This window comes from Psychrobacter sp. Cmf 22.2, assembly GCF_001921745.1.
Taxonomy (GTDB): domain Bacteria; phylum Pseudomonadota; class Gammaproteobacteria; order Pseudomonadales; family Moraxellaceae; genus Psychrobacter.
This window is the reverse complement of record NZ_MRYA01000001.1, coordinates 429717-443993: the sequence shown is the minus strand read 5'-3', so window position 1 is coordinate 443993 and position 14277 is coordinate 429717. Positions and strand designations below refer to the sequence as shown.

Here is a 14277-nt window from a genome sequence, read left to right as displayed (position 1 = left end):
AAAATATAAGTTACGATATTTGGCGTAGGCTGGGCTTTTAGCCCAGTTTTTTGTTGTAACTTATTCATTCATTGGCACAAAGTATTGGCTCTACAGTTTGAACGAATTTTAACGCTTTATCTATAGGGATGTCTTGTATGATCCGCTCTACCCTTTGGATGATTGGTGCGCTCACTTCGTTTTGTTTGATGGCTATTGGTGCTCGTGAGCTTAATAATGAAATCGGTGTTTTCCAGATTTTATTCTTCCGAAGTATCGTCGGCTTATTGGTGTTGTTACCAATCATATTGTTATTGAAGAAGGCGCGTTTTTCATTTCCCAAACGTATCAAACTACACCTAATAAGGAATCTATTTCATTTCGCAGGGCAATACGGCTGGTTTTTAGGCATAGGACTACTGCCCCTAGCGACCGTTTTCGCTATTGAATTTACTGTCCCCTTTTGGACGATAATCATCTCGTATCTCTTTTTAAAAGAGTCTATAACGGTAAAAAAAGTTATTGCCGTACTATTAGGCATTCTTGGGATAATAGTCATCGTTCAACCTAGCTTAGATGTTGCTCACTATGCGTCACTAATCGTGTTGGGTGCAGCCATCTGTTATGCTTTTTCTCATGTGGCTACAAAATCGTTATCTAATACAGATAGCCCAATCACGATTATTTTTATGATGTGTTTGATACAAGCGCCTTTGGGATTGCTTTTATTTATAGACGGGTGGGCAACACCAGTAGGTATTCAGTGGCTATGGCTTATAGTTATAGGTGTAACAGCGCTATCGGCACATTATTGTATGACCAAAGCCATGCAGTACGCAGAGGTGACATTCGTCGTGACTATGGATTTGTTTAGATTACCCCTCATATCCATCGTTGGTGTGCTTTTATATTCTGAAAGTTTTACCGTTGCCTTATTGATAGGCATCTTACTTATTGTCGCTGGTAATTCGTTAAATATCTATTCTAGAAGAATAGATAAAGACGAAATTCCTCATTAATATATTAGACCATATCATCTTAAAATTAACCCTTGAAATTATATAGCCTACCTTTATATATATAGTAGGTTAGTTACACAGTAAACAATCAATGATAAGGAGACTGTTATGAGTAAACTTGTTACACGCAATTCAATCTTTGACAACTTCTTTGATGAGATGGCACCTAGCTTTGTGATGCGTCCGCTGCATGGTGAAGCGCTCCCTAATGCTAGCCAAATCAAGATTGATGTCAGTGAAAAAGATGATGCGTTCCATGTAAACGCTGAGATACCTGGCGTTGCTAAAGAAGATATCGACCTGTCTATTACCGGAGATATCGTTTCGATCAGCGCTGAGATTGCGCAGCACGATGAGCAAAAAGACGGCGACAAGATACTACGCAGCGAGCGCTACTTTGGCTCAGTATCGCGTAGCTTCCAATTGCCATCCAAAGTAAAGGTTGATGCAGCAGAAGCCTCTTATGAAAACGGCATACTAAAACTGGTACTACCAAAAGAGACCAGCTCAGAGCGCAAAAAGCTTGAGATTAAATAAAAATAGCTGAGCATTGATGAGCATTTAAGTAAATGATCAAGGGCACATGAGTGATTCATGTGCTCTTTTTATTTGAGCTTTACTGTTTTAGTTCAGACAATGTCTACTTAGTTATAACAACGTTAGTAATTTATATTTTTAGCAGTTTTCACCGCGTTTTCATAACAGATATGACGGTTCAATGCAGTGACTAGCATCAATGAGTTGTGTAATAAGTCATCGACTTTGTCTTTTATTGGCTCAATAGAATTTAAGCATTACTTTTCAAGTACTCTAACATAGTGTCTGCATCTGACACTTCAAAGGGGTCGATTGGGCAGTTGTCGCCAAAATCAGGTTCCTTAAACACTTTTTTAATGGCTTTATTGTCGACAAGCATCGAATAACGCCATGAGCGCATACCAAAGCCAAGATTACTCTTATCAACAAGCATACCCATTTTACGAGTGAACTCACCATTACCATCAGGCAGCAAAAATACGTTTTCGCGGTTTTGCTTGAGGCCCCACTGGTACATAACGAATGCATCATTGACAGAAATGCACACGATTTCATCTACGCCCAACGCCTTAAACTCATCATAAAGCGCTTCATAACGAGGCAAATGGCTGGTCGAACACGTTGGCGTAAAGGCACCTGGTAGCGAGAACACGACCACTTTTTTATTGGCAAATAACTCATCTGTGGTGAGATCATACCAAGTAAATGGGTTGTCTCCGCCGATAGATTCATCACGAACACGAGTTTTAAAGGTTACATCAGGTACATGGGTAATCATTATTTACTCCTATTTAGGTTATTGTCTTTTTGTTTTTAAATGCTGCGTAGATATAATAATAGTTATGTCAGGTCATAAGCAAACTTTTAAGCTTATATCCACTATATAAAATATAGAACTGGCTTTAAAAATATAAACCAAAAAAAAGACCTTGCCACATTTTTATATCAAGAGCGACAAGGTCTTTTTTTATCTAACAAAATCCAAATTAAGAAGGATGCACCATATCCTCTGGCGTCACCCACTCATCGAACTGCGCTTCGGTCATCAGATCAAGCTCAACCGCAACTTGCTTTAAGGTTTTGTTTTCTTTATAAGCCGTTTTAGCAATCTTCGCGGCGTTTTCATAACCAACATGACGGTTTAGTGCCGTGACGAGCATCAATGAGTTGTGCAAGAAGTCATCGATTTTCTCTTTTACTGGTTCAATACCCACGGCGCAATTCTCATTAAAGCTATTGCAAGCGTCACCCAGTAGCTTGATCGATTGCAATAAGTTAAAGGCGATCACTGGCTTATATACGTTTAGCTCAAAGTTACCTGACGCGCCTGCCATGCTGATAGTAACGTCGTTACCCATCACTTGAGCGACAACCATGGTCATCGCTTCTGACTGAGTTGGATTGACTTTGCCCGGCATGATAGATGAGCCTGGCTCATTCTCTGGAATGGTCAGCTCGCCTAGACCACAGCGCGGACCTGAAGCTAACCAACGTACGTCATTAGCAATCTTATTTAAGCTACCTGCTAGGGTTTTGAGTGCGCCTGAAGCAAATACTTCGGCATCACGAGCCGCTAGCGCTTCAAATTTATTCGGTGAAGTCACAAATGGCAGACCAGTCAAAGTTGATAACTGCTCAGCTGCTTTTACCGCATAATCAGGATGGGCGTTTAGACCCGTACCAACCGCCGTACCACCTAGTGGCAACTCATATAAGCCTTGTAGTGCGTTGTCGATACGAGTCAACGAGTGGTCAAGCTGGCTGACATAACCGCTAAACTCTTGACCTAGGGTCAAAGGCGTGGCGTCTTGCAGGTGCGTACGACCAATTTTGACGATGCTATCAAATTCTTTGGCTTTGGCATCTAGCGTATCGCGTAGTGCTTTTACCGCTGGAATCAATAAGCTGTTGATTTGACGCGCAGCAGCGACACGAATCGCCGTTGGGAAGCTGTCGTTGGTAGACTGCGCATGGTTGACATGGTCATTTGGATGAATCGGCGCGTAGCTACCACGCTCAGAACCAGCGATTTCGTTGGCACGGTTGGCGAGCACTTCGTTCATGTTCATGTTTGACTGCGTACCAGAACCCGTCTGCCATACCACTAATGGGAACTGATCGGTGAGACCACCGTCGATGATCTCGTCAGCGGCTTGCACAATTAAATCGCGCTTATCACCTTCGATACGCTCAAGACCTGCATTGGTAATAGCAGCGGCTTTTTTCACCATTGCCATCGCTTCAATCATTGGACGTGGCAAGGTCTCGCCACCGATTTTGAAGTTTTCGCGGCTACGCTGGGTTTGCGCGCCCCAATAAGCCTCGCTTGGGACTTCCACATTGCCCATGGTATCTTTTTCGGTACGAGTTGCCTGATTCTGTGTCGACATAACTGTCCTCTGTGTTATTTATTATGAAAAGTGCAACAACTGCTGCACATGATGAAAAATAGGATGTAAAGTGGCGTTATGATAGCATGACTAAGACGTGTTGAATATTCACAAATAGGGATTGCTGTTACCTAAAAGCGCCAGCTACCAACAATTTAATATATTAACGGATAGTATATCTATGCATCCTAAATCCAAAAACATTGAATCAAAACAGTCTAAACCTAGCAATCCGCCGAGACGACAATTTACCCGTCAGCGTCGTAATCTTACAGATGGCGAGCGCAGACAATACGTGCGCATGGCAAGTTTGCATTTAATTAAATTGCAACAGTGCTTACCTCCGCATGCAAGGATCGGTTTATATTACGATGGCTTTGGTGAGCTACCCACTCAGCCACTGTTGGACTGGTGTCAACGCTTAGGCTATTTACCTTATTTACCTGTGGTCGGCTCGCTCGGTCGTGATGACAAGGGCAATGTCGATAAACGTCTGCGCTTTGTGCCGATTTACCATTCAAAACTGGTAAACTTACCGACGCGGATTCACAGTTTAGGCATGAAGCAAAATCATAGTCGTCGACTACTTTGGGCACGCGAATTAGATGTCATTATCTGTCCATTAGTAGCAGTAGATCTAAACGGTAATCGTATGGGCATGGGCGGCGGATTTTATGATACGACGCTTGGCAAAAGCTATCAAGTAGGGTCAAAAAAACCGTTAAAAATTGGCTGGTGCTATGATTTTCAGGTAGTAGAACATCTCGAACGTCAACCGTGGGATGTGCCGTTAGATGGCTTAATCACGCCAAGTGGCTTAAGGTGGTTTAGTAATAATGCAAAAGCTAACGACAGTGCTGAGGAAAAAGCATCTAGCGCTGATACGGTTGATACGTATTTACAGACATTAGGAAATGATGACGCAAGAGAAATACTCTACTACAGTCAAGAACAATCCTTTGGCTCTGATGAGTTGGCAAGCGTTATCAATGAAGAACGCTTAAATAAGTTGCTGGCGCAGAGTGATGAGTTTTTGGATAGTTTAAGTGGTGAGATTGGGGATTTTGATGAGTAGTATAGTTGATACTAAATAAAAGAGATACACTGCATAAATTCGCTAGACTGGTACAGACTTTTCTTGCGTACTGTGCCCGCGTAGACAGAGGCGGCAAAAAACTTATCCCAGTCTCGCTGTATCCTTTTTATATTGACCTGACTATATTAAGAAAGATATAACTCACATCATCCTATCGTTAAATCATATTAAAACACTATAGTACGTGAGATGATGGGGATAGTGTTTTTGCCTGACTATAAAAAACTAAAAAGGCGAATGATTATAAAATCACTCGCCTTTTTAGTTTCGTTATAAGCGTTTAGAGTATCGACTACAATACCATCGCTGCAATCCAGCCAAATACCAACAACGGAATGTTGTAATGAAGAAAAGTCGGCACCACGCTGTCCTTGATATGGTCATGTTGTCCATCGATATTCAGGCCAGAGGTCGGCCCGAGTGTCGAATCTGAGGCAGGCGAGCCTGCATCACCAAGCGCGCCAGCCGTACCGATAATCGCCACGGTGGCGAGCGGTGAAAACCCTAGAGAGATACACAGCGGTACATAAATTGCGGCAATAATCGGAATGGTCGAAAATGATGAGCCGATACCCATCGTCACCACCAAACCAATCCCAAGCATGACCAAAGCGGCAATGGCTTTATTACCAGCAAATAAGTTGGTTGCACCATCAATCAATGGTGCAATCTCACCCGTCGCTTTCATAACTTCGGCAAAACCCTGCGCGGTAATCATGATAAAGCCAATCATCGCCATCAGCTTGATACCATCATTAAACACCGTATCGGCATCACGCCACTTGACCACGCCTGTCGCCATAAAGACGCCAAAGCCAAACATTGAGCCGAGCAGTAACGAGTCCGTATAAAGCTGCACCACAAAAGCAGTCACAATAGCAGCCAGTGCTACCAGCGTTTTTAATTTACTTTGCGCCTTGGCACCAGCGGTTGTCTTACTGAGTTCATCATCTTTTAACCCCTTACCTTGAACAGCGGCATCGCGAGCTTCTTTATCGATAGCAACTTGTCGATACTGACGTGGCTTACGGTAGCTGATAAAGACTGCGGTCAATAAACCGATGAACATACCTAACGCAGGTATCGCCATTGCTTGAATCACAGAAATGTCAGCGATATCAATACCTGCTTCACCGACGTTTTTTAGCATGATTTGATTGAGATAAATATCACCAAAGCCATATGGGATAAACATATAGGTAGTGACCAAACCAAAGGTCAACAAACAAGCAATAAGCCGTCTATCAATTTGCATGCGATTAAAGGCGAGTAATAACGGCGGCACGAGCAGCGGAATAAAGGCAATGTGTATAGGAATTAAGTTTTGACTAAAGCAGCTCATGACAATTAAGCCTGCAAACAGCATATACTTAATCAAGCCGCCAGTGCCAGCAGCGTCAATACGTTTGATAACTGTTCCTGCTAATGACTGCGGCAAACCAGAATGAGCTATCGCTACCGCAAAAGCACCCAATAACGCATAGGACAGAGCGATTTGTGCGCCATTGCGGATGCCTTCTTGAAATGCTTCTAAAGTATCGGTAATACCAAGACCTGCAATGAGTCCGCCTGCCAATGCTCCGATTAATAAGCTTAGCACCACATGTACGCGCGCGAGTGACAGACCAAGCATAATGACTACTGCCAATAATACTGCGTTAATTGTCATATATTGCCCCTTTTGCTTTTTGCTTTAGCCTGATAAAGACTGGTTAATATCTTAAAACCTATAAACCTTAAAAATTCTAAATCTCGCTCTAGTAACTACAACGCTCTACTTTAGACAATACGGTTTTAGAAGGGCGTCAGTTTACCTGATTTTGTAAGTAAAACCTATGCTCAGAACGAAGTAGACATTAACCAAAAGAAAAATAAGCAAGCGATACTATCTGCGCTTAAGTGAGATAATTTGCCTTAGTTGCGCGTGGTTATCGATGTCTTGATTTTATTTAGCAATGACTATAGTAAGGCCTTGCAATTTTTTATGGGGACTCCATTTATCTAAACATGAACCACGAACTTGACTTTACAAGTCTGGTTAACGAGGAAAAATATATGAGTGAACATAATATTGATAAAGATAACATCGACATCGATGTATCATCTGCTATTGACAATGATAACGAAACAGACGGCTCGCCTATAGAAGAAACGAGCGCGTCATCCGACGTTGTCAAAAATGATAATGCTGAAGACTACTTGCCACTTCTAGCCCTTAGAGATGTGGTGGTCTATCCACATATGCAAATTGCCCTATTCGTTGGCCGTGCGCCATCTGTACAAGCGGTTGAGCTGGCGCAAGCTGAATATGGCAATAAAGTGTTGGTCGTGGCACAAAAAGACTCGCTGACCGAAGATATCGATCAGGACAACTTGTACCAATACGGTACGGTGTGTCGCATCGTTAGCACCATGCCACATGACAGTGATGAGGATTGCATTAAAGTCCTCATCGAAGGTCAATATCGCGCGCGGGTCGATACGATTCAGGACCATGATAACGTCTTGATGGCAAGTTTTGAACGTGCTGATCTTGATGTGCAAATGGATGAGAGCCAACAAAAAAATACCATTCAAGCTTTGACCAGCTTGTTTGAAAGCTATGCTGATGCACGTCTACGCAATGCCCGGGAGCTCACTCGCGTAGCGAAGCGTATCGATGATTTGTTAGAGTTGGTCTATTTTATCTCAACTCGCGTATCGATGGATCTTGATGTCAAGCAGTCGTTTTTAGAAAACGACGACATCAAAGCTCACATCAATACCTTGACTGAGTATTTGGTTAAGCAAAGTGCCGAGCAGAATATCGAACAAGATATTCAAGATGCGGTACGTCAGCAAATGGAAGACAATCAGCGCGAGTACTTCTTAAACGAAAAAATGAAAGCCATCAAAAACGAGCTGTCTGATATGAATGATGGCGCGTTCGATGGTGATGATGATGTCGCTGAGCTTGAAAAGCGTCTAGAAGAAGCTGACTTACCTGATGACGTCCGTAAAAAGGCGGAGCAAGAGTTTAAAAAGCTTAAAATGATGCCGCCTGCGTCAAGTGAGTCATCGGTTGTACGCAACTATATTGAATGGATTTTGGATACGCCGTGGAATGCGACCACTAAAGTCTCTATTAATCTAGAAAAAGCTAAGACCACTCTAGATGAAGACCACTATGGCTTACAAGATGTGAAAGATCGCATCCTAGAATACTTAGCGGTACAGTCGCGCGTGAAAAAACTTCGCGGTCCGATTCTTTGTCTCGTGGGTCCTCCTGGTGTGGGTAAGACCTCATTAGGTGAGTCGATTGCTCGAGCAACTGGTCGTAAGTTTGTGCGTATGGCGCTGGGTGGCGTCCGTGATGAAGCTGAAATCCGTGGTCATCGCCGTACTTATATCGGTGCGATGCCGGGTAAAATCGTCCAGTCTTTAGCCAAAGTAGAGGTGAAAAACCCGCTATTCTTGCTAGATGAAGTCGATAAAATGGCCCAAGACTTCCGTGGCGATCCAGCATCAGCGCTATTAGAAGTATTAGATCCGTCGCAGAATGACAAGTTTAACGACCATTATTTGGATATGGACTTAGACTTATCACAAGTAATGTTTATCTGTACGGCTAACAGCATGGATATCCCGCCTGCCCTTCTTGACCGGATGGAAGTCATCCGTTTGCCAGGTTATACCGAAGAAGAAAAGGTCAATATCGCGCAAAAGTATCTTGTGCCAAAAGCGATCAAGCAAAATGGTCTTAAAGAAGGCGAGATTGAAATTGTCGAAGCAGCATTACATAGCATCGTACGTAGCTATACACGTGAAGCAGGTGTACGTAACCTTGAGCGTGAAGTCAATAAAATCTGCCGCAAAGTCGTACGCGGTTCGGTTGAAAGTCATGGCGCACGCGCTCCGAAAAAAGATGAGCGCGAACTGGTCGTGGTCGATGACAAAAACATCGATGACTATCTAGGCGTCCATCAATACGATTATGGATTGGCCGAAAAAGACCCTGAAATTGGTCGTATCACTGGTCTTGCTTGGACACAAGTTGGTGGTGAGTTATTAACTATCGAAGCGGTGGCCATGAAAGGCAAAGGTGAGCTTAGCTTTACGGGCTCACTAGGTGATGTGATGAAAGAGTCGATTCGCGCTGCCATGAGTGTCGTTCGTGCTCGCGGTGATAGCTTAGGTATTGACTATGAGACTGTCAAAACCACTGACGTTCACGTACATATGCCAGAGGGTGCGACTCCAAAAGATGGTCCATCTGCTGGTGGTGCATTGACGACAGCACTGGTCTCTGCCTTGACTGGTATCGCCATTCGACCAGACATTGCGATGACAGGTGAGATTACACTGCGCGGTAAAATATTGCGTATCGGTGGTCTTAAAGAAAAACTGCTCGCAGCCCATCGCGGTGGTATCAAGCACGTGCTGATTCCTGCAAGTAATGAGCGCGACTTGGCTGATATCCCTGACAATGTGAAAGAGGGCTTAACGATTCAGCCAGTAGCAACGATTGACGAGATATTAAAAGTAGCATTGGTCAATATGCCAACACCGCTAAAGCCTGCTAAGGTGACGGTTGATAAAACGTCGGGTAAAGCGCTGCACAATTAAGCTGTAAAGTTGTTAATAGTCAATAAATGCAAAAAGACCGTAATAACAATTACGGTCTTTTTTTATGCTTCTTTTTTTACTTAGCTAAGCCTCCTTATTCTCTTTGATACTACTGTAATGTCCATAGCCTATAATTCTTATTCTTACTTCATGTTTTCATTTTTCATTTTTCATTTTTCAAACCCATACGTTACTTACATTTATTAACCGATTGTTGCGCTTATAGTGAATAATTACGAGAAATGTTTGTCTATACTGACTATGAAGTATTTAAGCAATATAGATAAAGCTTATAGACATTGTAGAGGCAGTCATAACTACAAAATCTTAATAATGAATACATTAGACAATTACATACAAATGGAGAAAACAATGAAAAAGACAATGCTTGCAAGTGTTTTATTATGTGGTTCAGCGTTAGCAATGACAGGTTGCCAAACGGTACAAGATCAACTAAAAACCGGTAACCCATTTAATCAACCCGCTCTAAAATCAACGATTAAAACGGTTGATGGTAATAATAAGGAAGTCGGTCAAGTATTTTTACGCCCTGTTGATGGCGGTGTACAAGTCTATGGCAAGCTTATGAATATGCAGCCAGGTAAAACAGTGGCACTACATATTCATGAGACTGGTAGCTGTGCTGATATGGGTAAAGCAGCAGGTGGTCACTTTAATCCTGATAACTTCCCACACTCTAACCCAGATGATATGAACGGCCATGCGGGTGATCTACCTAATCTAACCGCCAATGAAGACGGTGTGGCTACTATCAACTATGTAAACAAGCAGATTTCTGCAGCTAAAACAGGTAAGTATAGTGTCAATCGCCGCGCCTTTATCGTTCATGCTGGCGCTGATGACTATACCAGTCAACCAGCAGGTAATGCTGGCGACCGTATTGCTTGCGGTATCATCGAAAAGAACTAATAACGTTTAAGCTTGAAACTTATCAATACTAAAAAACCTCTTAGATGATCTAAGAGGTTTTTTGTGCTTAAAACTATTTATGGCAAAGGTAAAAGAGGTTTATTCTTCTACCCATTCGCCTTTACGCCAATATACACCCCAGCGCGTGGCTTTACCGTTTTTCTCAGAGCCAATATATTGCTCTTTTTTCTTACGTGACCAGCGTAAAATGGTTGGATTACCATCAGGATCCTCATCTGGACCTTCAAACAAATATTGGAATTTGTCTTCCATTTTGTCTTTGACTTCGCGTAGCTCAGCAAGCTTTGGCGCACGTGTCTCGCGTACTTTTGGGAACTTAGACGCTGCTAAGAACATCCCAGCCGCTCCCTCACGTAAGATAAAATAATCATCATGCTTGGTTGATTTGAGCTCCGGCATATGAATTGGATCCATACGCGGCGGTGCCGCTTCTCCCGTTTTGAGCACTTTACGCGTGTTATCACATTTTTGACAAGCAAAGTAAGGACCAAAACGCCCCGTCTTTAACTCCATCTGCCCATCACACTTATTACAGTCAATGGTAGGTGCATCTGAACCCGGTACTTCAAACTTACCTTCTTCTAGAATATAACCGTCGCAATCAGGGTTGTTACCGCAGATATGTAGCTTGAGACCACCATCGACGATATAACCATTCATGGCTGTACCACATTTTGGACAGCGTTTTTTCTCCATCAAATCTTTGACTTCGGCCGCCTCGTCGTCTCCTTCTGCATCATCAAGATTGGCAAAAGCTTCAACTGGCATTAAGTTTTTTGTGCCTTTACAGCGCTCTTTTGGTGGTAAGTTGTAGCCCGTACAACCTAAGAATACACCCGTTGAGCCAGTACGCAATTGCATCGGACGATTGCAAATATCACAGTGCACATCTGGCACATCTGTTGGATCATTAGGACGCATACCATCTTTATCTTTGGCATGTTCAAGCTTAAGCTTAAAGTCACCATAGAAGTTATCTAACACATCTTTCCAGTCTTGATCGCCTTCTGCAACATGGTCAAGCTTATCTTCTAACGCTGCGGTAAAGGTATAATCCATCAAGTCTGGGAAGCTTGCTGTCAATCTGTCGGTGACGATATCACCCATCTTTTCGGCAAATAGGCGCTTATTTTCAAGTTTGACGTAACCACGATCTTGAATGGTTGAAATAATTGAGGCATAAGTCGATGGACGGCCGATGCCTTTTTTCTCTAGCTCTTTGACCAAGCTCGCTTCAGTATAGCGCGGTGGCGGCTTAGTAAAGTGTTGACTTGGATCCAGCTTATCTACGGTGAGCTGATCGCCTTTTTTGACATCAGGTAACAGCGTATCATCTGTTTTGGCTGGTGGCATGACTTTAGTATAACCATCAAAGGTCATGGTGCGACCACGAGCCTTTAGCTCGACATCACTGGCACTAACGAATAGGTTTACTGACAAGTATTTCGCTGGCGGCATCTGACAGGCGACAAACTGACGCCAAATCAGCTCATACAGACGTATGGCATCGCGTTCAACACCTTTTAGCTGAGTAGATTTCATATGAACATTAGAAGGACGAATTGCCTCATGGGCCTCTTGTGCACCTTGTTTATTGCCATAAAAGTTTGGTTTTTCTGGTACATACTTGCTACCAAAGCTGTCTTCGATATAGCCACGTGCAGCAGCCAATGCATCTCCAGACAAGAAGGTCGAATCCGTACGCATATAAGTAATATGACCAGCTTCATATAAGCGCTGTGCCAAAATCATAGTCTTCTTAACTGAAAACCCTAAGCGTGTGCTGGCGGCTTGCTGCAAGGTCGAGGTAATAAACGGCGCACTTGGACGTGATTGTGTTGGTTTTTCCTCACGCTCTTTTACGACAAAATCGCTTGATTTTAGTACCTCTAAAACTTTGTCAGTCTGCTCTTTATTGACAAGCTTAAGCGTTTTGCCGCCTTGTTTGGTCGCTTCTAAGCGAATAATAGCTTGCTCAGCGTCTGCCGTTTTTTTGGCGGTACTGTTGGCAACATGGGTATCGGCATGAATCTGCCAGTATTCCTCTGGTATAAAAGCGCGGATTTCGTGTTCGCGCTCGACCACTAGGCGCATGGCAACCGACTGTACGCGACCTGCAGACAGACCACGAGCGACTTTTTGCCATAGTAATGGCGAGACCATAAAGCCTACGACTCGATCTAAAAAGCGCCGCGCCTGCTGGGCGTTGACACGATCGATGTCGAGTTTAGAAGGCTCTTTAAACGCATTTTGAATGGCGGATTTGGTAATCTCATTAAAGACCACACGTTGATACTTACTATCAGGGCCGCCAATGACTTCTTTTAGATGCCAAGCGATTGCCTCTCCCTCTCTATCCATATCCGTTGCCAGATATATTTTGTCAGCGTCTTTAGCTAAGGCTTTAAGCTCTTTGATGACTTTGGTCTTGTTCGGCAGTACTTCATAGACTGCTGCCCAGTCGTGCTCTGGATCGACGCCCATACGGCGCACCAGTGCTTGCTGCGCTTTTTCTTCTTTACTCAAACTTTCATCTTTTTTGGCCGCAGCTGTCTTTTTTGCACTTTTACTGGCACTGACTGGCAAATCGCGGACATGACCAATACTTGAGCGGACAATAAAATCATCGCCAAGGTATTTATTGATGGTTTTGGCCTTGGCTGGTGATTCGACAATGACTAAAGACTTACCTTTCGGTTTGTCAGCAGCAGTTGCCCCTTTTTTGGTTGTAGTTTTTGCCATATGTGACGACACCATAATATAAGTAGATTAAAAGTAAGGATAAATTCAGCAGCGTGGCGATTTTGTTAATTAATCATAATAGCTCAGCGATTTATTGTATTAGTAGCTGCCAACAATACGGTCGTTTAACAAACAATAACCATAAAACAAAAATGTGGTTATAAAGACGTTACACTGCTAAGAGTGAAACTGTCAACTTTAAATAATTTAGAGTTTGCCAAAAACTTCTGCTCAGTGTCCTTTAATGGAGGTGAAAAAATTATTTACCAGCTTCACGACTGCTTTTGCATAGCTAAGGCCCATTTTTCAAGATTTCCTTTAAGCGCTAGTAAGTCGGTTTCAATCATTTTTGATTGGTAATTGGGATTGGTCGCTGGACGAACATAAGCGATATCTTCCCAATAAACAACAATGCTATTAGATTTAGTTAGTAAACCTTTTACAAACGGCTCGATACTGACAGGCAAATCTAGCGGCGCCTTGTCTAGAGCAAAATTGGTCTTTTTGAGCACCGTATTTGTGCCACTTTGGTGAGTGCGAAACACACTTGGAATCGTAAGCTTACTATCATCTGTACTCGTAACGACAAAATTGCTGTCTGGTCGCCATTGCCCATCAATCACTTGATAACGCATATGCGGCAGCTGCGTATCGTCGAGCACGAGGCAGTACTGCCCAAGCATCCCGCGACCATATTCATTGTCACGGCCTTTGATCCAATCAGGACAAGCAACAAGCTTTGGATTAAGCTGTAGACGACGCGCCGTCATACGCAGCTTATCTAAACGCTGATCAATACCGTTCGGTTTGAGCGCCATCATACTCCCTAATACAAATAGTACAATGATAACTGCGATCCATAACCCCATGAAAAACTTGCCTTATCGTTTGGTTAATAAGCATCTATTAACGTTATAAATGGTACTTGTTTGCTAGCCATCATCAAATATGACCAGCT

The 14277-nt window shown here is 43.1% G+C and carries 10 protein-coding genes; 5 read left to right on the top strand and 5 right to left on the bottom strand.

Translation table 11 applies throughout. The annotated features are described in order from the left end of the window. Positions 1-137 precede the first annotated feature (137 nt). Together BTV98_RS01915 and BTV98_RS01910 are read left to right on the top strand one after the other, a co-directional pair. A complete protein-coding gene (locus tag BTV98_RS01915; RefSeq protein ID WP_075102790.1) occupies positions 138-998 on the top strand; it encodes a DMT family transporter in 861 nt (286 codons plus the stop codon). A 108-nt stretch (positions 999-1106) separates the two neighbouring features. After that, entirely contained in the window at positions 1107-1535 is a 429-nt protein-coding gene (locus tag BTV98_RS01910; protein WP_075102789.1) for an Hsp20/alpha crystallin family protein, read from the top strand. Positions 1536-1785: 250 nt separating this feature from the next. On the opposite strand, the gene BTV98_RS01905 is transcribed toward BTV98_RS01910, so the two are convergent. Then, positions 1786-2313: a peroxiredoxin gene (locus BTV98_RS01905; RefSeq protein WP_058369241.1), complete on the bottom strand. Its 528-nt coding sequence runs from the start codon at positions 2311-2313 to the stop codon at positions 1786-1788. 208 nt (positions 2314-2521) lie between these two features. Further along, on the bottom strand, positions 2522-3925 hold the full coding sequence (gene fumC, locus BTV98_RS01900) for a class II fumarate hydratase (protein ID WP_075102788.1): 1404 nt from the start codon (positions 3923-3925) through the stop codon (positions 2522-2524). 181 nt (positions 3926-4106) lie between these two features. Between fumC and BTV98_RS01895 the strand changes: the two genes are divergently transcribed. Continuing rightward, a complete protein-coding gene (locus BTV98_RS01895) occupies positions 4107-5000 on the top strand; it encodes a 5-formyltetrahydrofolate cyclo-ligase (RefSeq protein WP_256713817.1) in 894 nt (297 codons plus the stop codon). A gap of 313 nt (positions 5001-5313) precedes the next feature. On the opposite strand, the gene BTV98_RS01890 is transcribed toward BTV98_RS01895, so the two are convergent. Then, positions 5314-6690, bottom strand: coding sequence for a Na+/H+ antiporter family protein (locus tag BTV98_RS01890; RefSeq protein ID WP_075102787.1), 1377 nt, complete (start codon positions 6688-6690; stop codon positions 5314-5316). Between the two features lie 386 nt (positions 6691-7076). Here BTV98_RS01890 and lon point away from each other — a divergent pair, with 386 nt between their 5' ends. Both lon and BTV98_RS01880 read left to right on the top strand, forming a co-directional pair. Further along, positions 7077-9626 (top strand): endopeptidase La, encoded by a 2550-nt coding sequence (gene lon, locus BTV98_RS01885; protein WP_256713816.1) that lies wholly within the window; start codon positions 7077-7079, stop codon positions 9624-9626. A gap of 372 nt (positions 9627-9998) precedes the next feature. Beyond that, the gene (locus BTV98_RS01880; protein WP_075102786.1) at positions 9999-10556 is read left to right on the top strand and encodes a superoxide dismutase family protein; all 558 of its coding nucleotides are present in this window, start codon (positions 9999-10001) and stop codon (positions 10554-10556) included. A 99-nt stretch (positions 10557-10655) separates the two neighbouring features. Here BTV98_RS01880 and topA read toward each other — a convergent pair whose 3' ends face one another. Both topA and BTV98_RS01870 read right to left on the bottom strand, forming a co-directional pair. Beyond that, positions 10656-13334 (bottom strand): type I DNA topoisomerase, encoded by a 2679-nt coding sequence (topA, locus tag BTV98_RS01875; RefSeq protein WP_075102785.1) that lies wholly within the window; start codon positions 13332-13334, stop codon positions 10656-10658. 257 nt (positions 13335-13591) lie between these two features. Further along, complete coding sequence (locus tag BTV98_RS01870; protein WP_075102784.1) at positions 13592-14188, bottom strand: hypothetical protein; 597 nt, start codon at positions 14186-14188, stop codon at positions 13592-13594. Positions 14189-14277 lie beyond the last annotated feature (89 nt).

Bases quoted from the DNA above. Each gene is read 5' to 3' on its own strand.
- BTV98_RS01870 (WP_075102784.1), bottom strand. From the start codon at position 14,188: ATGGGGTTATGGATCGCAGTTATCATTGTACTATTTGTATTAGGGAGT.
- BTV98_RS01915 (WP_075102790.1), top strand. From the start codon at position 138: ATGATCCGCTCTACCCTTTGGATGATTGGTGCGCTCACTTCGTTTTGT.
- BTV98_RS01905 (WP_058369241.1), bottom strand. From the start codon at position 2,313: ATGATTACCCATGTACCTGATGTAACCTTTAAAACTCGTGTTCGTGAT.
- BTV98_RS01880 (WP_075102786.1), top strand. From the start codon at position 9,999: ATGAAAAAGACAATGCTTGCAAGTGTTTTATTATGTGGTTCAGCGTTA.
- BTV98_RS01890 (WP_075102787.1), bottom strand. From the start codon at position 6,690: ATGACAATTAACGCAGTATTATTGGCAGTAGTCATTATGCTTGGTCTG.
- BTV98_RS01910 (WP_075102789.1), top strand. From the start codon at position 1,107: ATGAGTAAACTTGTTACACGCAATTCAATCTTTGACAACTTCTTTGAT.
- fumC (WP_075102788.1), bottom strand. From the start codon at position 3,925: ATGTCGACACAGAATCAGGCAACTCGTACCGAAAAAGATACCATGGGC.
- topA (WP_075102785.1), bottom strand. From the start codon at position 13,334: ATGGTGTCGTCACATATGGCAAAAACTACAACCAAAAAAGGGGCAACT.
- lon (WP_256713816.1), top strand. From the start codon at position 7,077: ATGAGTGAACATAATATTGATAAAGATAACATCGACATCGATGTATCA.
- BTV98_RS01895 (WP_256713817.1), top strand. From the start codon at position 4,107: ATGCATCCTAAATCCAAAAACATTGAATCAAAACAGTCTAAACCTAGC.